The sequence below is a fragment of the Luteimicrobium sp. NPDC057192 genome (genome assembly GCF_042670205.1).
In the GTDB taxonomy this organism is placed as follows: domain Bacteria; phylum Actinomycetota; class Actinomycetes; order Actinomycetales; family Cellulomonadaceae; genus Luteimicrobium.
Window position 1 is genome coordinate 15,058 of record NZ_JBHUWD010000031.1, and the last position, 17,875, is coordinate 32,932.

The 17,875-nt window shown below is 75.4% G+C and carries 15 protein-coding genes; all 15 read left to right on the forward strand.

Going from position 1 to position 17,875, the window contains the following annotated elements:
• Nucleotides 1-438: 438 nt before the first annotated feature.
• The 15 genes from ACFT5B_RS14395 (at nucleotide 439) to nadC (ending at nucleotide 17,851) form a co-directional block, all read left to right on the forward strand.
• Nucleotides 439-1,515, forward strand: a complete 1,077-nt coding sequence (locus ACFT5B_RS14395) for a zinc-dependent metalloprotease (protein WP_386799362.1) — start codon at nucleotides 439-441, stop codon at nucleotides 1,513-1,515.
• Between the two features lie 13 nt (nucleotides 1,516-1,528).
• Complete coding sequence (gene tilS / locus ACFT5B_RS14400; RefSeq protein ID WP_386799364.1) at nucleotides 1,529-2,773, forward strand: tRNA lysidine(34) synthetase TilS; 1,245 nt, start codon at nucleotides 1,529-1,531, stop codon at nucleotides 2,771-2,773.
• Nucleotides 2,774-2,807: 34 nt separating this feature from the next.
• Nucleotides 2,808-3,362 (forward strand): hypoxanthine phosphoribosyltransferase, encoded by a 555-nt coding sequence (hpt, locus tag ACFT5B_RS14405; RefSeq protein ID WP_386799365.1) that lies wholly within the window; start codon nucleotides 2,808-2,810, stop codon nucleotides 3,360-3,362.
• Nucleotides 3,363-3,532: 170 nt separating this feature from the next.
• Complete coding sequence (gene ftsH / locus ACFT5B_RS14410) at nucleotides 3,533-5,629, forward strand: ATP-dependent zinc metalloprotease FtsH (protein WP_386799367.1); 2,097 nt, start codon at nucleotides 3,533-3,535, stop codon at nucleotides 5,627-5,629.
• Between the two features lie 2 nt (nucleotides 5,630-5,631).
• Nucleotides 5,632-6,207, forward strand: coding sequence for a GTP cyclohydrolase I FolE (folE, locus tag ACFT5B_RS14415; RefSeq protein WP_386799370.1), 576 nt, complete (start codon nucleotides 5,632-5,634; stop codon nucleotides 6,205-6,207).
• Complete coding sequence (gene folP / locus ACFT5B_RS14420; protein WP_386799372.1) at nucleotides 6,207-7,145, forward strand: dihydropteroate synthase; 939 nt, start codon at nucleotides 6,207-6,209, stop codon at nucleotides 7,143-7,145. Before folE ends, folP begins: the two co-directional genes overlap by 1 nt.
• Nucleotides 7,142-9,745: a 2-amino-4-hydroxy-6-hydroxymethyldihydropteridine diphosphokinase gene (folK, locus tag ACFT5B_RS14425; protein WP_386799374.1), complete on the forward strand. Its 2,604-nt coding sequence runs from the start codon at nucleotides 7,142-7,144 to the stop codon at nucleotides 9,743-9,745. Before folP ends, folK begins: the two co-directional genes overlap by 4 nt.
• The gene (locus ACFT5B_RS14430; RefSeq protein ID WP_386799376.1) at nucleotides 9,742-10,245 is read left to right on the forward strand and encodes a DUF3180 domain-containing protein; all 504 of its coding nucleotides are present in this window, start codon (nucleotides 9,742-9,744) and stop codon (nucleotides 10,243-10,245) included. The genes folK and ACFT5B_RS14430 overlap by 4 nt, the downstream gene beginning before the upstream one ends.
• 49 nt (nucleotides 10,246-10,294) lie before the next feature.
• Nucleotides 10,295-10,810 carry a PH domain-containing protein gene (locus ACFT5B_RS14435; protein ID WP_386799378.1) on the forward strand — a complete coding sequence of 172 codons (516 nt, stop codon included), beginning with the start codon at nucleotides 10,295-10,297 and terminating at the stop codon, nucleotides 10,808-10,810.
• A gap of 8 nt (nucleotides 10,811-10,818) precedes the next feature.
• A complete protein-coding gene (locus ACFT5B_RS14440; RefSeq protein ID WP_386799380.1) occupies nucleotides 10,819-12,396 on the forward strand; it encodes a PH domain-containing protein in 1,578 nt (525 codons plus the stop codon).
• On the forward strand, nucleotides 12,393-13,430 hold the full coding sequence (locus ACFT5B_RS14445) for a Rossmann-like and DUF2520 domain-containing protein (RefSeq protein WP_386799382.1): 1,038 nt from the start codon (nucleotides 12,393-12,395) through the stop codon (nucleotides 13,428-13,430). Before ACFT5B_RS14440 ends, ACFT5B_RS14445 begins: the two co-directional genes overlap by 4 nt.
• Nucleotides 13,427-14,329 (forward strand): pantoate--beta-alanine ligase, encoded by a 903-nt coding sequence (gene panC, locus ACFT5B_RS14450; RefSeq protein ID WP_386799384.1) that lies wholly within the window; start codon nucleotides 13,427-13,429, stop codon nucleotides 14,327-14,329. Before ACFT5B_RS14445 ends, panC begins: the two co-directional genes overlap by 4 nt.
• A gap of 98 nt (nucleotides 14,330-14,427) precedes the next feature.
• Nucleotides 14,428-14,913 (forward strand): aspartate 1-decarboxylase, encoded by a 486-nt coding sequence (gene panD / locus ACFT5B_RS14455; RefSeq protein ID WP_386799436.1) that lies wholly within the window; start codon nucleotides 14,428-14,430, stop codon nucleotides 14,911-14,913.
• A complete protein-coding gene (locus ACFT5B_RS14460; RefSeq protein ID WP_386799438.1) occupies nucleotides 14,907-16,589 on the forward strand; it encodes an L-aspartate oxidase in 1,683 nt (560 codons plus the stop codon). Before panD ends, ACFT5B_RS14460 begins: the two co-directional genes overlap by 7 nt.
• 371 nt (nucleotides 16,590-16,960) lie before the next feature.
• On the forward strand, nucleotides 16,961-17,851 hold the full coding sequence (nadC, locus tag ACFT5B_RS14465) for a carboxylating nicotinate-nucleotide diphosphorylase (protein ID WP_386799440.1): 891 nt from the start codon (nucleotides 16,961-16,963) through the stop codon (nucleotides 17,849-17,851).
• Nucleotides 17,852-17,875 lie beyond the last annotated feature (24 nt).

Genomic DNA, 17,875 nt, shown 5'->3' on the forward strand with positions numbered 1-17,875 from the left:
CGCGCGCACCCCACCCGCCCCACCCTCGGCGGTGACGTCACCTCCACAGGCGCTCGCCCACCGATTGCGACGTCCGGTTCGCCGAGGGTGACGCCGCGTCCGCCGAGGGTGACGCTGGGTTCGCCGAGGGTGACGCTGGGTCCGCCGAGGGTGACGCTGCGTCTGCCGAGGGTGACGCTGGGTTCGCCGAGGGTGACGTTCGATTCGTCGAGACGTGCACACCGGAGCCGCCGCTCACCAGGTGTGACCTCCCGCGAGCATGCGATCGTCCACTCCGGCTGTTGTCGGCCATGCGGTTGTCCACCTTGTCGGCGCCGAACGGGTGGGCAGCCGCATGGTCGGCGGGGAGCGCGGTGCTCGGCCGCATGGTCGGCGAGCGTGGGTTCGCCGATCGTGAAGCCTGCGCGGCGATCGAGGGGCCGTCGTTAGGGTGGGGCGATGAGCCCCGACGCGACCTCCGGTGCCGTGAGCATCGTCGACTGGAACGCGGCTGCGGCGGTCGCCGGGCGGCTCGCCCGCCCCGGACCGGTCGCGCCGCGCGCCGACCTGGACCTCCTCGTCGCGGGGCTGCGCGCGGCGGCGGATCGCGCCGTCGGCCCGGTCGAGGAAGTGACCGGCCTCGTCCCGGCGGACCGGGCGTCGGCGCTGAGCGACGTCTACGTCGTCGACCGGGTCCGGTGGGCCCGCGCCAACACCGAGGTCATGGACCACATGACGCGCGGCGCGCTCGACGACCTCCTCGACGACGCCCAGCCCGTGACCGCGCTCGTCGGGGGCGCGCAGGTCGGGGCGACGCTCGCCCTCCTGTCGAGCCGCGTGCTCGGCCAGTTCGACCCGTACAGCCGGCCCGGCGGCAAGGGCCGCCTCCTCCTGGTCGCCCCCAACGTGCTCGGCGTCGAGCGCCAGCTCGGCGTCGACCCCGCCGACTTCCGCCTCTGGGTGTGCCTCCACGAGCAGACGCACGCGCTGCAGTTCGCGGCGTCGCCGTGGCTCGCGCCGCACCTCGCGGGCCGCGCCCGGGAGCTCATCGCGGACCTCGCGCGCACCTCCAAGGACTTCTCCGAGGCCCGGGTCCGCGACAAGCTCAGCACGGTGGGCCGCGCGGTCCTCGCGGCCGTGCGGGGCGAGGGGCAGTCGCTCCTCACGGGCATGATCGACGCCGAGCAGCAGGAACGCCTCGCCGACGTCACCGCGGTCATGGCGCTCCTCGAGGGGCACGCCGACGTCGCGATGGACGCCGTCGGTCCCGCGCTCGTCCCCAGCGTCGCCCACATCCGGGCGCGCTTCGAGGCCCGTCGTGACGCGGGCGGCACGCGTGCCGACCAGGTCCTGCGGCGCCTCCTCGGCATGGACGCCAAGATCGCCCAGTACCGCGACGGCGCCGCGTTCGTCCGCGCCGTCACCGAGCGCGTCGGCCAGGACGGCTTCAACGCGGTGTGGACGTCCCCGGACACGCTGCCCACCGCCCGCGAGATCGCCGACCCGCGCGCCTGGGTGCGGCGCGTGCACGGCTGACGGCGGACGACGGATGGCTGGCCCGACGCCGTCCGAGGCCGCCGCGCGCGTCGCCCTGCGCGGGGCCCTCGCGGACCTGCCGCGGGGAGCCCTCGTCCTGGTCGCGTGCTCGGGCGGCGCGGACTCGCTGGCCCTCGCCGCCACGGCCGCGTTCGTCGCGCCGCGCGCCGGGTTGAGGGCCGGGGCCGTCGTCGTCGACCACGGGCTCCAGCCCGGGTCCGACGACGTCGCCGCCACCGCCGCCCGCGCCTGCCGCGGGCTGGGGCTCGACCCCGTCGAGGTGCGCGGCGTCGTCGTCGCGGGAAGCGGTGGACCGGAGGCGGCGGCGCGCGAGGCGCGGTACGCGGCGCTCGATGACGCCGCCCGCGAGCACGGGGCGGATGCCGTTCTGCTCGCGCACACCCTCGACGACCAAGCCGAGACCGTGCTCCTCGGGCTCGCGCGGGGGTCGGGCGCGCGGTCGCTCGCGGGGATGCCGCCCGTGCGGGGCGTGCTGCGGCGGCCGTTCCTCGGGCTGCGCCGCGCCGACACCGAGGCCGTGTGCCACGCCGTCGGGCTGACGTGGTGGGACGACCCGACCAACGGCCCTCCGGGCGACGGCGCGTCGCCGAACCGACGCGCATCGTCGTCCGGTGGTGCTCGGGACGACGATCCGCGTCGGTTCGACGCGTTGCCGCTGCGGTCGCGCGTGCGGACCGAGGTGCTGCCCGAGCTGACGCGGGTCCTGGGGCCCGGCGTGCCCGCCGCGCTCGCGCGGACCGCAGCGCAGCTGCGCGACGACGCCGACGTCCTCGACGCCCTCGCCACCGACCTCCTCGTCCGCGCCGACGCCGCCGCCACGACGGCGCAGCCTCCGCGGTCAGGTGCGTCACCGTCGGCGAACCCAACGTCACCGTCAGCGAACCCAACGTCACCGTCGGCGAACCCAACGTCGCCGTCGGGGAACCCAACGTCACCGTCGGCGAGCGGAACGTCGCCGTCGGTGGACCTGGACGTGCGAGTGCTCGAAGACGCACCGCGCGCGCTGCGGACCCGCGCCCTGCGGCTGGCCGCGACGCGGGCAGGCTCGCCCGGCGGCGCGCTGACGGCCGCGCACGTCGAGGCGCTCGACGCGCTCGTCGTCCGGTGGCACGGGCAGCGAGCCGTCCACCTGCCGGGGCCCGTCCTCGGCGCGCGCGAGTGTGGCAGGCTTGTGCTGCGCGCGGTGGGCGCCCCGCGGACCCCCGACCCCGGGACCGAGCCGGTGCCCCACCTCTGACCTGCGCCCTATCCCGAGACCCTGAGGAGCTGTCGTGGACCGATCCGACGTCGCGGCCGACCTGTCGAGCGTGCTGCTGTCCGAGGAGCAGCTCCAGACCCGGCTCGACGAGCTGGCGGCCCAGATCGACGAGGACTACCGCGGTCAGGACCTCCTGCTCGTCGGGGTGCTCAAGGGTGCCGTCATGGTGATGGCGGACCTCGCGCGCCGGCTGCACCACAGCGTCGAGATGGACTGGATGGCGGTGTCGTCGTACGGGTCGGGCACCAAGTCGTCCGGTGTCGTCCGGATCCTCAAGGACCTCGACTCCGACCTCACGGGCCGCAACGTCCTCATCGTCGAGGACATCATCGACTCGGGTCTGACGCTGTCGTGGCTCAAGTCGAACCTCCGCAGCCGCGGCCCCAAGTCGGTCGAGATCGCCGCCATGCTGCGCAAGCCCGAGGCCGCGAAGGTCGACGTCGAGGTCCGCTACGTCGGCTTCGACATCCCGACCGAGTTCGTCGTCGGGTACGGGCTGGACTATGCCGAGAAGTACCGCAACCTTCCGTTCGTCGGGACGCTCGCCCCGCACGTGTACGGAGGGTGAGCGAGCGGTGCGCGTCCCGGGCCCGGCACGTGACCGTGCCGGGCAGGTAGGGCCGCGCGTCGTCGGTGCGCTGTGCCCTGGGCGAACAGCCCGGGGTCCTCTCAGCGCGAACGTGTAGTTTCGCTGCAGACGAGTGCGAGCGGAGGGACGGGGGCCAAGCCCCGGCACCTATGAACATGAAGCGAATCCTCAGCGGCCCGATCATCTGGGTGGTCGTGGCCCTGATCGTGCTCTGGGCGGCGTTCAGCGTCCTGGCACGGCCCAAGGTCGAGCGGATCGACACCTACCAGGGCATCGAGCTGCTCAACGAGGGCAAGGTCGACAAGGCCCTGATCGTCGACGGCGACCAGCGGGTCCAGCTGGACCTCAAGTCCGACTTCGAGGCCGACGGCAAGAACTACGGCAAGAGCGTGCAGTTCTACTACGTGGAGCCGCAGGGCACGCAGATCGTGGACGACGTCGTGAAGGCCGACCCGCCGAAGGGCTACGACTCGCAGATCGCGCAGGCCTCGTTCTGGTCGTCGCTGCTCTCGCTCGTGATCCCGTTCGTGATCATCGGCCTGATCTTCTGGTTCCTGCTGTCCCGCATGCAGGGCGGCGGCAACCGGGTCATGGGCTTCGGCAAGTCCCGCGCGAAGCTCATCACCAAGGACATGCCGCAGGTGACGTTCGCGGACGTCGCGGGCGAGGACGAGGCGGTCGAGGAGCTCCAGGAGATCAAGGAGTTCCTGGAGGACCCGGCCAAGTTCCAGGCCGTGGGCGCGAAGATCCCCAAGGGCGTCCTGCTCTACGGTCCTCCCGGCACCGGCAAGACCCTGCTCGCGCGCGCCGTCGCCGGCGAGGCGGGCGTCCCGTTCTACTCGATCTCCGGCTCGGACTTCGTCGAGATGTTCGTGGGCGTCGGCGCGAGCCGTGTCCGCGACCTGTTCGACCAGGCCAAGCAGAACGCGCCGGCGATCATCTTCGTCGACGAGATCGACGCCGTCGGCCGCCACCGCGGCGCGGGCATGGGCGGCGGTCACGACGAGCGCGAGCAGACGCTGAACCAGCTGCTCGTCGAGATGGACGGCTTCGACGTCAAGACGAACGTCATCCTCATCGCCGCGACCAACCGGCCCGACATCCTCGACCCGGCGTTGCTGCGCCCGGGCCGCTTCGACCGCCAGGTGGCCGTCGAGGCGCCCGACCTCAAGGGGCGCGAGGCGATCCTGCGCGTGCACGCCCAGGGCAAGCCGATGGTCCCGGAGATCGACCTCGCCGTCGTCGCGCGGCGGACGCCCGGCTTCACGGGCGCCGACCTCGCGAACGTCCTCAACGAGGCCGCGCTGCTCACGGCGCGCTCCGGCGCCCAGCTCATCGACGACCGTGCCCTCGACGAGGCCATCGACCGTGTGGTCGCCGGCCCGCAGAAGCGCACCCGCGTCATGAACGTCAAGGAGCAGAAGATCACGGCGTACCACGAGGGCGGCCACGCCCTCGTCGCCGCGGCGATGCGCTACACGGACCCGGTCACGAAGGTCACGATCCTCCCGCGCGGCCGTGCGCTCGGCTACACGATGGTCATGCCGATGGAGGACAAGTACTCCACGACGCGCAACGAGCTGCTCGACCAGCTCGCCTACGCGATGGGCGGCCGCGTCGCAGAGGAGATCGTCTTCCACGACCCGACGACCGGCGCGAGCAACGACATCGAGAAGGCGACGGCGATCGCCCGCAAGATGGTCACCGAGTACGGCATGAGCGAGCGCGTCGGCGCGATCAAGCTGGGCCAGGGTCAGGGCGAGCCGTTCCTGGGCCGCGACATGGGCCACCAGCGCGACTACTCGGAAGAGGTCGCCGGGGTCATCGACGAGGAGGTGCGCAAGCTCGTCGAGCAGGCGCACGACGAGGCCTGGGAGGTTCTCGTCCAGTACCGCGGGGTCCTCGACGACCTGGTGCTGCGGCTCCTCGACAAGGAGACGCTCAACCAGGGCGAGCTCGCGGAGGTGTTCTCGCCGGTGGTCAAGCGGTCGCCGCGCGAGGTCTGGCTCTCCAGCGAGCAGCGTGCCGTCTCGCCGGACGGACCCGTGCTGACGGACGCCGAGAAGCGCGCGCTCGGCGACGGCAAGGTGATCCCCGAGGACGAGGCGGCGGGCGCCCAGCCCGAGCACCCGGCGGAGCCGATCGGCGAGGTCCCCGAGGGACAGCGCGTCGGCGACACCGCGGGCTTCGTCCCGCCTGTCCCGCCGACCGACCAGCCCGGCCCGTCGCACCCCACGGAGGGCTGAGCGTGACGCACGACGGCGCGTTCGACTTCGCGCGCGCGGAGGCTGCCGTGCGCGAGCTGCTGCTGGCGGTCGGCGAGGACCCCGAGCGGGACGGGCTCCAGGACACGCCGGCGCGCGTGGCCCGGGCCTACCGGGAGATCTTCGCGGGCCTGCGGCAGGAGCCCGCCGACGTGCTCTCCACGACCTTCGACATCGGTCACGAGGAGATGGTCCTGGTCAAGGACATCGAGGTGTACTCGACCTGCGAGCACCACCTCGTGCCGTTCCACGGCGTCGCGCACGTCGGGTACATCCCGCGCGACGGCAAGGTCACCGGGCTGAGCAAGCTCGCGCGTCTCGTGGACGTGTACGCGAAGCGGCCCCAGGTGCAGGAACGCCTCACGTCGCAGGTCGCGGACGCGCTCGTCAAGCACCTCGACCCGCTCGGTGCGATCGTCGTCGTCGAGTGCGAGCACCTGTGCATGTCGATGCGCGGGGTGCGCAAACCGGGTGCGCGTACGGTCACGTCCGCGGTGCGCGGCCAGATGCGTGACGGGGCGACCCGCGCGGAGGCGATGAGCCTCATCCTGGGGCGCTAGTGCTCCACCCGACCTCCGCGCGTCTTCCGCTGCCGGCCTCGCTGACGGCGCTGGACCGCACGCTCGTCCTCGGCGTGGTCAACGTGACGCCGGACTCGTTCTCCGACGGCGGCGAGTGGTTCGAGCCGGAGGCGGCGATCGCGCACGGGCACGAGCTCCTGGCGGCCGGCGCGGACCTGCTCGACGTGGGCGGCGAGTCGACCCGTCCGGGAGCCGAGCGGGTCGACGAGGCCGAAGAGCTGCGGCGGGTGCTGCCCGTGATCGAGGCGCTGTCGACGGCGGGGGCGACCGTGAGCGTCGACACGACGCGCGCCCGGGTCGCGGCGCGCGCGCTCGAGGCGGGTGCGCGGGTCGTCAACGACGTCTCGGGCGGCCTCGCCGACCCCGACATGGCGCACGTCGTCGCCGATTCGGGCGCGGTCTACGTCGCGATGCACTGGCGCGGCCACGCCGACGTCATGGACGCCAACGCCCGCTACGACGACGTCGTCCGGGACGTCCGCGACGAGCTTGCCGCCCGGCTGGACGCGCTCGTGGGCGCGGGGGTCGACCCCCACCAGGTGGTGCTCGACCCGGGCCTGGGCTTCGCGAAGCCGGGCGTCGACAACTGGCCGCTCCTCGCGCACCTCGACGTGCTCCAGGCGCTGGGCCGGCCGGTCCTCGTGGGGGCGAGCCGCAAGCGCTTCCTCGGTCACCTCCTGGCCCGCCCGGGCGTCGACCCGGTGCCGCCCGCGGAGCGCGACGCGGCGACCGCGGCCATCACGACGCTGTGCGCGGCGCAGGGCGCCTGGGCGGTCCGCGTGCACGACGTCAGGCCGTCCGCCGACGCCGTGCGGGTGGTCTCGCGATGGCTCGACGTGAGAGCATCCCGTGCGGCCTTCTCCCGGCCGCAAGGGGGAGCGCTGCCAGGGGCACAGCAGGAAGGACCACGATCGTGACGCTGCCAGGGACCGGACCCGTCCACGACGACGACGGCGAGGTGCTGGACCAGATCCGGCTCGTCGGACTGCGCGCCACCGGCCACCACGGGGTGTTCGAGCACGAGCGCGTGAACGGCCAGGAGTTCGTGGCCGACGTCGTCGTCCACCTGGACACGCGCCCCGCGGCCGCGGGTGACGCGCTCGCCCGCACCGTGCACTACGGCGAGCTCGCCGAGCGTGTGACGGCCGTGCTGAGCTCGTCCCCGGCCGACCTCATCGAGACCGTCGCCGAGCGCATCGCCGCGGTCGTCCTCGACGAGCCCGCGGCCGTCGCCGTCGACGTCGCGCTGCACAAGCCCGAGGCGCCGATCACGGTCCCGTTCGACGACGTCGTGGTCGCGGTCCGCCGGTCGCGGACTCGCCCGGCCGTCGTGCCGGTGCCGGTCGACCTGCTGACGCTCGGGTCGCCCGAGCCGGCGCCGGCGCCCGTCGTCGAGCCCGAGCCGGTCGCGGTGGTCGCGCCCGCCGAGCTGCCGACGGTCGCGCCCGTCGTCGCCGCGGCGGTCATCCCGCCCGTGACGCTGCCGGACACCTTCGACGAGCCGGTCGACACCGCGTCGGCCGAGGCGGAGCCCGTGACGGACGACGAGCAGGACGCCGAGGACGACGCCTCGCTCGTCGCCGCGCTGCGCGACCACGACCGGATGGACGAGATCCCGGCATCGCCGGTCGACGTCGTGCTGTCGCTCGGGTCCAACCAGGGCGACCCGCAGCAGACCCTCCGCGACGCGATCAGCGCGCTCGACGCGATCGGGGGCATCGAGGTCCTCGACGTGTCGCCCCTGGCGCGCACCGCGCCCGTCGGCGGCGTGGACCAGGACGACTTCCTCAACGCGGTCGTCGTCGCGCGCACCTCGATGTCGGCGCGCGAGCTGCTGCACGCGTGCCAGGACGTGGAGCACAGCTTCGGCCGGGTGCGCGAGCAGCGCTGGGGGCCGCGCACGCTGGACGTCGACATCATCGTCTACGGGACCCTGACCGACGTGTCGGAGGACCTCGAGCTCCCGCACCCGCGGGCCCACGAGCGCGCGTTCGTGCTCGAGCCGTGGTCGCAGGTCCAGCCCGAGGCCGTCCTGCCGGGTCTCGGCGGCGGGCCCGTCGCGCAGCTCGCCGCGACCGCGCCCGACCGGGCCGGGATCCGGTGGCTCGCCCTCGACTGGCTGGGGGACCACGAGCCGGAGCCCGCGCCCGCGCAGCCCGAGGCGCACGCGGCCGCCCACCTCGCGCCCGTGCCGCCCGTCACGGAGCCGCCGGCGCCCGTCGCGCCGGCCCCCGTCGCAGCCGCGACGCCCGAGCCCGGCCCGGTGGAGCCTGCCGTCGCACCCGTCGCTCCGGCTCCCGTCGCCCCGGCGCCCGTCGCGCCGCCCGCGATCCCGCCGGGGGCGGCCGAGCCGACGGCCGTCCCGTCGGGCGCGGTGTCCGCCTCACCGGTGATCCCGGTCGCCGCTCCCGCGATCCCCGTCGAGCCGCAGGCGCCGGCAGCGCAGACTCTCCCCGAGCCGTCCTCGGCGCCCACGCAGTCGTCGCCGGCGCGGCCGGCGGCCGAGCAGCAGCCCGTCGAGCAGCTCCCGGCACCGCCCGTTCAGGAGCCGGTCGCCCCGGCCGCCGGCGCCCCCGACGCGTTCGACTCGCTCCTGGCACCGGCCGAGACCGCGCCGACGCAGCCCGCCCCGGTCCAGCCGGCCCAGCTGCCCCCGGTCCAGCTGCCCCCGGTCCAGCCCGGCCTGGTCGCGGCGCCCGACGGCCCGCCGGCTCCGGCCGAGCCCGCGAGCCCGCAGCCGGCGCAGCACGAGCCGCACCACCCCGAGCCGACGCCCCACGAGGACCACCGCGGCGACGGCCCGACCGACGCGGCGACGTCGACCGCGTTCGGCGACCCGTTCTCCGTCGCGTCGCCGGCGGAGGGCGGCACGGTCGGCTTCCCGCCCCCGCGTGACGACGTCCGGGTCGAGGCACCGCGCTTCGCCGCGGGCGCGCCCGTCGTCGGTCAGGTGGTCGCTCCGACGGCGGTCCTGGCCGAGCGGATCTCGGACCCGCGGCCGGTCGCGCCGAGCGCGTTCCAGCCGTCGTCCGCCGAACCGGTCGGGCAGGCGCCGTTCTCGTCGGCCGCGCCCACCGCGATGATCGTCCCGGCGCCGGCCGCTGCGCCCGTCGCACCGCCCGCCCAGGCCCCGACGCAGCCGACGGCGCCGCCGGAGCCCGCGGGCGGGCTGCTCACGGGGGTGCCGCTGTCGTTCCCGCCGGTGAGCGGAGGGACCCAGGTGGTCGCCCCGACACAGGTGGTCGCCTCGCCGGCCTCGCAGACGTTCGGCGGCCCCGAGCCGGTGCAGACCGCCCCGCAGGCCGTGCCGCACCGCACGTCGGGCTTCGCGACGCACGGCGGGCCGACGGCGGGCCCGGACCTCGCGGCGCCCGTGCCCGACTTCACGGCTCCCGCTCCGAGCTTCCCGGAGCCCGGCGTGCCCGCGGCGAGCGACGCCTTCGTCGCCCCCGCCGACGCCGCGCGTCCCGTCGCCCCGCTGTTCCCGCCGACGACGGAGGAGCCGCCGACACGATGAGGCGCACCCCGATCCGGTGGCTCGTCGAGCTCGCGGTTGGCGCGGCGCTCGTCGGGTGGCTCGTGCTCTGGCTCCTGGAGTCGCGCGGCACGTACCTCTCGGACGTGCCCTGGGTCGTCGACGTCGCGCTGCTGCTCCTCGCCGGCGCGGTGTTCTGGGCGGGCTGGACGGTCCGCGCGTACCAGCGCGGCCGTCGTCCGGACCTGGACGCCTTGCGGGCGGCGCGCACGTACGTGCTGGGCAAGGCTGCTGCGGTGACCGGTGCCCTGCTGGTCGGGTGGTACCTGGCGCAGGTCCTCGTCGTTCTCGGCGACCTCGACATCGACTCGCGGCGCGCGCACGGCCTGGCTGCCGCGTGGGCGGTGGGCGCGGCCGCGGTGCTGTGCGTCGTCGGGGTCCTGGTCGAGCGGTTCTGCCAGCTCCCGCCGTCGGACGACGACGGCAAGGAGCGCGAGCGACGCAACCCGCCCGGCTCACCGGAGATGGACGCTCGCGCCTGAAGGGTCGCGTGCTCCCTGCCGCGTCCGACGGGGATGGGAGGATGATCCCGTGACCGACGACGCCTCTGCCGTTCGCGCCCCCGCCGACCCGTTCGATCCGCCGGGGCTCGAGTGGTCCCGCGTGTCCGGGAAGCTGGTGACGGCCCGCCTGGTGGTCTCGCTGGGCACGGTGGGGCTGTTCGCGGTGGCCGGCGCCGTGGTCGCGCTCGCGACGGGCGCCGCCTGGGTCTGGGCCTTTCCCGCCTTCTTCGTGCTGCTCGCGCTGTGGCTGCTGTGGCTCGTGCCGCGCCAGGTCCACGCGATCGGCTACGCGGAGCGCGCCGACGACCTGCTGATCCGCAAGGGGATCATGTTCCGCACGCTCGTCGTCGTGCCGTACGGACGCATGCAGTACCTCGACGTCGAGCGTGGCCCCCTGACCCGGGCGCTGGGGCTCGCGTCCCTGCAGCTCCACACGGCGTCGGCCGGCACGGACGCCAGCATCGACGGGCTGCCCGCCGAGGTCGCCGAGCGGCTGCGCGACCAGCTCGCCGCGCGCGGCGAGGCGCGGCTGGCCGGGTTGTGACGGGCGGCATGACCGGCGGCGCCCCGGGCACGTCGGGCGACCTGAGCGCCCCCTCGACCCTCGCCTGGCAGCGCGTCCACCCCGTGACCCCGCTGGTGAAGGGCTGGCTGGTCCTCGTCGTCGTGGTCGTGGGGCTCCTCCGCTCGACGGCGGAGCAGGGCGGGGGCGACGGCGCGCAGTTCGCGCTGCGGCACCTCGCGTGGATCGTGCTGGGCGTCGTGGTCGTCGCGCTCGTCGCCGGCGCGTACTCGTGGCTCGCCTGGCGCGTGACCGCGTACGCGATCGACCCGGACGCCGTGCACATGCGGTCGGGGATCCTCTTCAAGCAGCACCGCAAGGCCCGGCTCGACCGGATCCAGGCGATCGAGGTGCGCCAGCCGCTCGCGGCCCGGATCTTCGGGCTCGCCGAGGTCAAGGTCGAGGTCGCGGGGGGCGACGGCTCGGGCGTCGCGATCGGCTACCTGACGGAGCGGACGGCGCAGGAGCTGCGCGCGGACCTCCTGGCCCGGGCCGCCGGGCTGGGCGCTCCGGCGTCGGGCGCGGTGGCGCCCCCGAGCGCCGCGGAGCCCGCCCCCGCCGCGGATCCTGCCCCGACGGGCGCCGCGCCGCGGCCCGGCACGACGGACGCGATCTCCGGAGAGGTCCGCCCGGCGCCCGCTGCTGCCCCCGCTCCCGTGCTGCACGCGCTCGAGGCGCCGGAGCAGCCGCTGTTCGAGGTGCCGTCGGGCCGGCTCGTGGGTTCGTCGTTCCTGACGGTCGAGGCGTGGGTGCTGGTGCTCGTCGTCGTGGGCGCGGTCGTCGCGGCCTTCGCCGCGCGGACGCCGGCGGTCCTGTTCAGCTTCCTGCCCGTGGTGATCGGCTTCGGCTCGGCGCTGTTCGGGCGGTTCAACCGGTCGTTCGCGTTCCGGGCGGCGACGTCGCCCGACGGCATCCGGCTGCGGCACGGGCTCACCGAGACCCGCGCTCAGACGATCCCGCCGGGTCGCGTGCAGGCCGTCGAGCTGGTGCAGCCGTTCCTCTGGCGTCGGTTCGACTGGTGGCGCGTTCACGTCAACGTCGCCGGCTACGGGCGCGACGCCAACGCGAAGGCCCCCACGACCGTCCTGCTGCCCGTGGGCTCGCGTGCCGAGGCCACGACGGCGCTCTGGCTCGTCCTCCCGGACCTCGGCACCGCCGACCCGCTCGACCTGCTCGCGGAGTCCCTCGACGGCTCCGGGCCGAGCGACGTCTTCACGGCGGCGCCCCGCCGGTCGCGCTGGCTCGACCCGGTCGGGTGGAAGCGGAACGGCTACGCGGTGACGGCGCGGGCCGTGCTCGCACGCAGCGGCCGGGTGCGTCGTCGCCTGGTGGTCGTGCCGCACGAGCGGAGCCAGTCGCTCGGGCTCGAGCAGGGGCCGCTGCAGCGGCGGCTCGGGCTCGCGTCGTTCGTGCTCCACTCGACGCCCGGCTCGGTGCACCCCGAGGTGCCGCACCTGGACGCCCGCGACGCGCGGGTGCTCCTCGACGAGCAGTCGGTGCGCGCCCGTGAGGCCCGGTCGCAGGCGCTGCCGGAGCGCTGGCTCGAGCAGCCGGGGTCGCCCGCATGAGCCCGGCTGCCGCGCCCGCGCGGCTCGGGGTCGGGGTCGTCGGAGCCGGGCGCGTCGGCGCGGTGCTGGGCAGCGCCCTCCGGTCGGTCGGGCACGCGGTCGTGGGGGCGAGCGGTGTCTCCGAGGCCAGCCGTGAGCGCATCGACGTGATGCTGCCCGGCGTGCCCGTGCTCGACGTCCCCGAGGTCGTCAGGCGGGCAGAGCTCGTCCTGCTCACCGTGCCCGACGACGAGCTCGCGCCCCTCGTCCAGGGCCTCGCGGACGTGGGGGCCTGGCAGGCGGGGCAGCTCGTGGTGCACACGGCGGGGAGCCAGGGTGTGCGCGTGCTCGAGCCGGCGCGCGCGGCGGGGGCGATCCCCCTCGCCATCCACCCCGCGATGACGTTCACGGGCACGTCCCTCGACCTGTCGCGCCTCGAGGGCACGACCTTCGCCGTGACCGCGGCGGCCCCCGTCCTCCCGATCGCGCAGGCGCTCGTCGTCGAGCTGGGCGGCGAGCCGGCCGTCGTCGCCGAGGACGCCCGGCCGCTCTACCACGCGGCCCTCGCGCACGGGTCGAACCACCTCGTCGTCCTCGTGGCGCAGGCGGCGCAGGCCCTCGCGGCGGCGGGCGTCGAGCGGCCCGGGCGAGCACTCGGGCCGCTCCTGGGCGCGGCGCTCGACGGCGCGCTGCGCTACGCGGACGTCGACGCCCCCGGCGACGGCCCTCTGGACGCCGACCGCCCGCCCGGCAACCCGCTGGGCCTCGGTGCCCCGGGAGCCGCGGCCATCGGCGCGCTCACCGGTCCCGTGTCCCGCGGCGACGTCGGCACCGTCCGCGCGCACCTCGCCGTCCTGGGGGAGCCGGGTCTCGACGCCCCCGACCTGCCGCCGTCGTACCGGGCGCTGGCGCGCGCCGCCACGGTGCGAGCACTCGCCGCGGGACGCATCGGTGACCACCGGGCCGCCGAGCTGCTCGATGCGCTCGCGGAGCCGACCGCCCCCGGCGAACCGCCGGCGGCCCCACCAGCACCCGGAACGGAGAGTGACGCATGACCGGTCCGCTCGTCGTCCAGACCGTCGCCGACCTCGACGACGCCCTCGCACCCTTCGACGCGGCCCGCGGACCCGGGGTGGGCGCCGACCGGCCGCGTCGTGCGGTCGTCATGACGATGGGAGCGCTCCACGAGGGGCACCTGACGCTCGTCCGGCGAGCCCGCGAGCTCGTCGGGCCGGCCGGGCAGGTCGTCGTGACCGACTTCGTGAACCCCCTCCAGTTCGGGCCGGGCGAGGACTTCGACCGCTACCCGCGCGACCTCGACGGCGACGTGAGGTTGCTCACCCCCGAGGGCGTGGACGTGGTCTTCGCGCCCCACCTCGAGGAGATGTACCCCGACGGCGACGCGCTCGTCCGCGTGAGCGCCGGGCAGCTCGGCACGATCCTCGAGGGCGCCGCCCGCCCGGGGCACTTCGACGGCATGCTCACCGTCGTCCTCAAGCTGCTCCACCTCGTCCGGCCCGACGTCGCGCTGTTCGGCGAGAAGGACGCCCAGCAGCTCCTCCTCGTGCGGCGCATGGTGCGTGACCTGGACGTTCGCACCGAGATCGTCGGGGTCCCGATCGTCCGCGAGCCCGACGGCCTCGCGCGGTCGTCCCGCAACGCGTACCTCACCGCCGACGAGCGCCCCCGCGCCCTCGCGCTGAGCGCCGCCCTCCGTGCGTCCGCCGCGGCCGCCGACGCCGGGGGAACGCCGTCCGACGTCGTCGCGGCCGCGGCGGGCGTCCTCAACGACGCCGAGGGCGTCGTCGTCGATTACCTCGCCCTGGTCGACCCGACTACCGTGGAGGACCTGACCCTCGCCGGAAGCGTCGAGCCCGGTCCGGCGTTGGTGCTGGTGGCGGCGCGTGTCGGTACGACCCGGCTGATCGACAACACCACGGTCCGGCTCGCGTAGCGCGCACCCGCGCGCCCCACGCCCGACGGCCACTACCTCGGAGGCAACCCGCCGTGACCCGACGCCCGCACGAGCGTGCGACCACGCTCCGGCGTCCGATGATGATCGCCAAGATCCACCGGGCGACCGTGACCCAGGCGGACCTGCACTACGTGGGCTCGCTCACCGTCGACTCCGACCTGCTCGACGCCGCGGACCTGCTCCCCGGCCAGCAGGTCGACGTGGTCGACGTCGCCAACGGCAACCGGCTCACCACGTACGTGATCCCCGGCGAGCGGGGGAGCGGCGAGATGTGCATCAACGGCGCGGCGGCGCACCTCATCAAGCCCGGCGACCTCGTCATCGTCATCGCGTACGGAACGCTCGCCGACGACGAGGCGCGGACCTTCGTGCCGAACGTCGTCTTCGTGGACGAGCACAACAAGATCGTCGAGATCGGCGACGACCCGGGCCAGGTGCCCGGCGGCTACGGGCTCGAGCCCAGCGGGGTCCCGTTCGAGCAGGTCCAGGGGTCGGTCGCGGTCCTCGGCACCCGCTCGCAGGACCACCCCCTCGCCGGCGACGACGCCCTGGCCGCCTGGTAGTGGCCCGCCTCCACCGGCGGCTGCGCGCGCCGCAGCCGGGCTGGACGACGTCGGCGGACGTCGTCGTCGTCGGGAGCGGGATCGCCGGACTGACCGCCGCGCTCGAGCTGCGCGCGCGGGTGCCGCGGGTCCTGCTCGTCACCAAGGGCGAGCTGTCGTCGGGGTCGACGGTATGGGCACAGGGCGGCATCGCCGCGGCCCTCGACCCGACGGACTCGCCCGAGGCGCACCTCGCCGACACCCTCTCGGCCGGCGGGGGGCTGTGCGACCCGCGCGCCGTCGAGGTGCTCGTCACGGACGGCCCCGAGCGCGTCCGCGAGCTCGTCGCGCGCGGCGCCGTGTTCGACACGGACGGCGACGGCGGCATCGCGCTCGGCCGCGAGGGCGGGCACCACGCCGACCGGATCGCCCACGCGGGCGGTGACGCGACCGGGGCCGAGATCTCGCGCGCGCTCGTCGCGCAGCTCGACGCCGTCCGGAACGACCCCGGCATCGAGGTGATCGAGAACGCGCTCGTCCTCGACGTCCTCACCGGCACCCCCGGGCCCGACGGCCGGGCCCCCGCCTGCGGCGTCACGCTCCACGTCCGCGGTGCGGGCTCGCGCGACGGGGTCGGCGCCGCGCTCGCGCCCGCCGTCGTCCTCGCGACCGGCGGCATCGGCCAGGTCTTCCGCTCGTCCACCAACCCGCCCGCCGCCACCGGCGACGGCATCGCCGCGGCCCTCCGCGCCGGCGCCAGCATCGGCGACCTCGAGTTCGTCCAGTTCCACCCGACCGTCCTCTGGCTCGGGTCCGGCGCGAAGGGCCAGCTCCCGCTCATCTCGGAAGCCGTCCGCGGCGAGGGCGCCGTGCTCCTCGACGAGCTCGGCACCCGGTTCATGCCCGCCATCCACCCCATGGCCGAGCTCGCGCCGCGCGACGTCGTGGCCCACGCGATCGTCCGGCAGATGGCCGCGACCGGCTCCGACCACGTCCTGCTCGACGCCCGCGGCCTTGCCGCCGAGCACGGGAGGGGGTTCCTCGCGCGCCGGTTCCCGACCATCACCGCGCGCCTGCAGGACGCCGGAATCGACTGGACCGAGGAGCCCGTGCCCGTCGCGCCCGCCCAGCACTACCACTCGGGCGGCGTCGTCACCGACCTCGACGGGCGCTCCGACGTGCCCGGCCTCTACGCGGTCGGGGAGGTCGCCTGCACCGGTGTCCACGGCGCCAACCGGCTCGCCTCCAACTCGCTGCTCGAAGGGCTCGTGTTCGCGCACCGCGCGGCCCGCGACGTCGCCGCGCGCCTCGCCGCCGGCGACCTCGCGCAGCACGACCCCGTCGAGCGCGCCGGCGCGCCCGGGCTCGTCCCCGCCGCCGCGCGCTCGCGCGTCCAGGCCATCGCCACCGCCGGGCCCGGCGTCATCCGCGACGAGCGCGGGCTCCTCGGCGCGCGCACCCACCTCGCGGCCGTCCTCGACGCCGCCGACGAAGGCGACGTCGTCGCCGAGCCGCAGCTCGCCGAGTGGGAGACCACCAACGTCCACCAGGTCGCGTCCGCACTGACCGAGGCCGCGCTGCGCCGCACCGAGAGCCGCGGCGGGCACTTCCGGTCCGACTTCCCGGCGGTCGACCCCGCGTGGGAGAGGCGGGTCGTCGTGCGGCTCGGCGCCGACGGGGAGCTCGTCGTTCTCTGATCTCGTCCTTCGGCGGGGCTCGCGGTGGACCGAGTCACCTCCGCCGACGGTGACGTCGCGTTCGCCGAGGGTGACGCTGGGTTCGCCGAGGGTGACGCTGGGTTCGCCGACGGTGACGCGCGAGACGGACCGATCCGCCGTCGCCCGTTCGACGACGTCCCTCGCCGACGTATCCCTCCGCGCGGGGTACTTCGCGAAGCAACCGGCGCGGAGGCCTGCTTCGCGAGGTGACCGGCGGTCGGTCCACCTCGCGGAGCGGTTACCGTGAGGCCGTGACCGACACCTCGACGCCCTCCGCCTCGACGCAGCCCGCGACCACCTCGCACGCCAACCGTTCGCCCGCGTTCGACGACGCGCTCGACCCCGCGTGGGTGTCCGGCGTCGTGCGGACGGCGCTCGACGAGGACCTCGGACCCGAGCCCGGGCGCGACGTCACCACGCAGGCGACCGTCGACGCGGCCGCGCGGGGGACCGCCGACCTCGTGGCGCGCGAGGAGGGCGTCGTCGCCGGGCTCGTCGTGGTCCCGGAGGTGCTCGCGCAGGTCGCGCGCCGGTTCGGGCTGGAGGAACCGACGGTGACGTTCGTCGCGCGCGACGGCGACCCGGTGACCCGGGGCCAGGTGCTGGCCGCGGTCGAGGGCCCGACCCAGGCGCTCCTCGTCGCCGAGCGGACGCTGCTCAACCTCGCGAGCCGGGCGAGCGGCGTCGCGACCCACACGCGCCGCTGGGCCGACGCGCTCGAGGGCACGGGGGCGCTCGTCCTCGACACCCGCAAGACGACGCCCGGCCTGCGCGCGCTCGAGAAGTACGCGGTCCGCGCAGGCGGCGGGACGAACAAGCGCATGGGCCTGTACGACGTCGCGATGGTCAAGGACAACCACGTCGTCGCCGCGGGTTCGGTGGCGGCCGCGGTCGCCGCGGTCCGCGAGCGGTTCCCGGACGTCGCCGTGCAGGTCGAGGCGGACACCACCGACCAGGCGGTCGAGGCCGTCGACGCGGGCGCCGACTTCCTGCTCCTCGACAACATGCCGACCCCGGTCCTCGCAGCCACGGTCGCCGCGGTCCGCGCCCGCCAGGGGACCGCGGCGTCGGGCGTCCCGGGGGCGACGGTGCCCGAGCACGTCGAGCTCGAGGCGACGGGCAACCTCACGCTCGACCGGGCCACCGAGGTCGCGAGCACGGGTGTCGACTACCTGTCGGTGGGCGCGCTCACCCACTCGTCGCCGATCCTCGACCTCGCCCTGGACCTCCGCGCGTCCTGACCCGACGCCCGAATGGTCCGTCCT

Bases quoted from the DNA above. Each gene is read 5' to 3' on its own strand.
- ACFT5B_RS14445 (WP_386799382.1), top strand. From the start codon at position 12,393: ATGAGCCCGGCTGCCGCGCCCGCGCGGCTCGGGGTCGGGGTCGTCGGA.
- panD (WP_386799436.1), top strand. From the start codon at position 14,428: ATGATGATCGCCAAGATCCACCGGGCGACCGTGACCCAGGCGGACCTG.
- tilS (WP_386799364.1), top strand. From the start codon at position 1,529: ATGGCTGGCCCGACGCCGTCCGAGGCCGCCGCGCGCGTCGCCCTGCGC.
- ACFT5B_RS14440 (WP_386799380.1), top strand. From the start codon at position 10,819: ATGACCGGCGGCGCCCCGGGCACGTCGGGCGACCTGAGCGCCCCCTCG.
- panC (WP_386799384.1), top strand. From the start codon at position 13,427: ATGACCGGTCCGCTCGTCGTCCAGACCGTCGCCGACCTCGACGACGCC.
- ftsH (WP_386799367.1), top strand. From the start codon at position 3,533: ATGAACATGAAGCGAATCCTCAGCGGCCCGATCATCTGGGTGGTCGTG.
- ACFT5B_RS14395 (WP_386799362.1), top strand. From the start codon at position 439: ATGAGCCCCGACGCGACCTCCGGTGCCGTGAGCATCGTCGACTGGAAC.
- ACFT5B_RS14430 (WP_386799376.1), top strand. From the start codon at position 9,742: ATGAGGCGCACCCCGATCCGGTGGCTCGTCGAGCTCGCGGTTGGCGCG.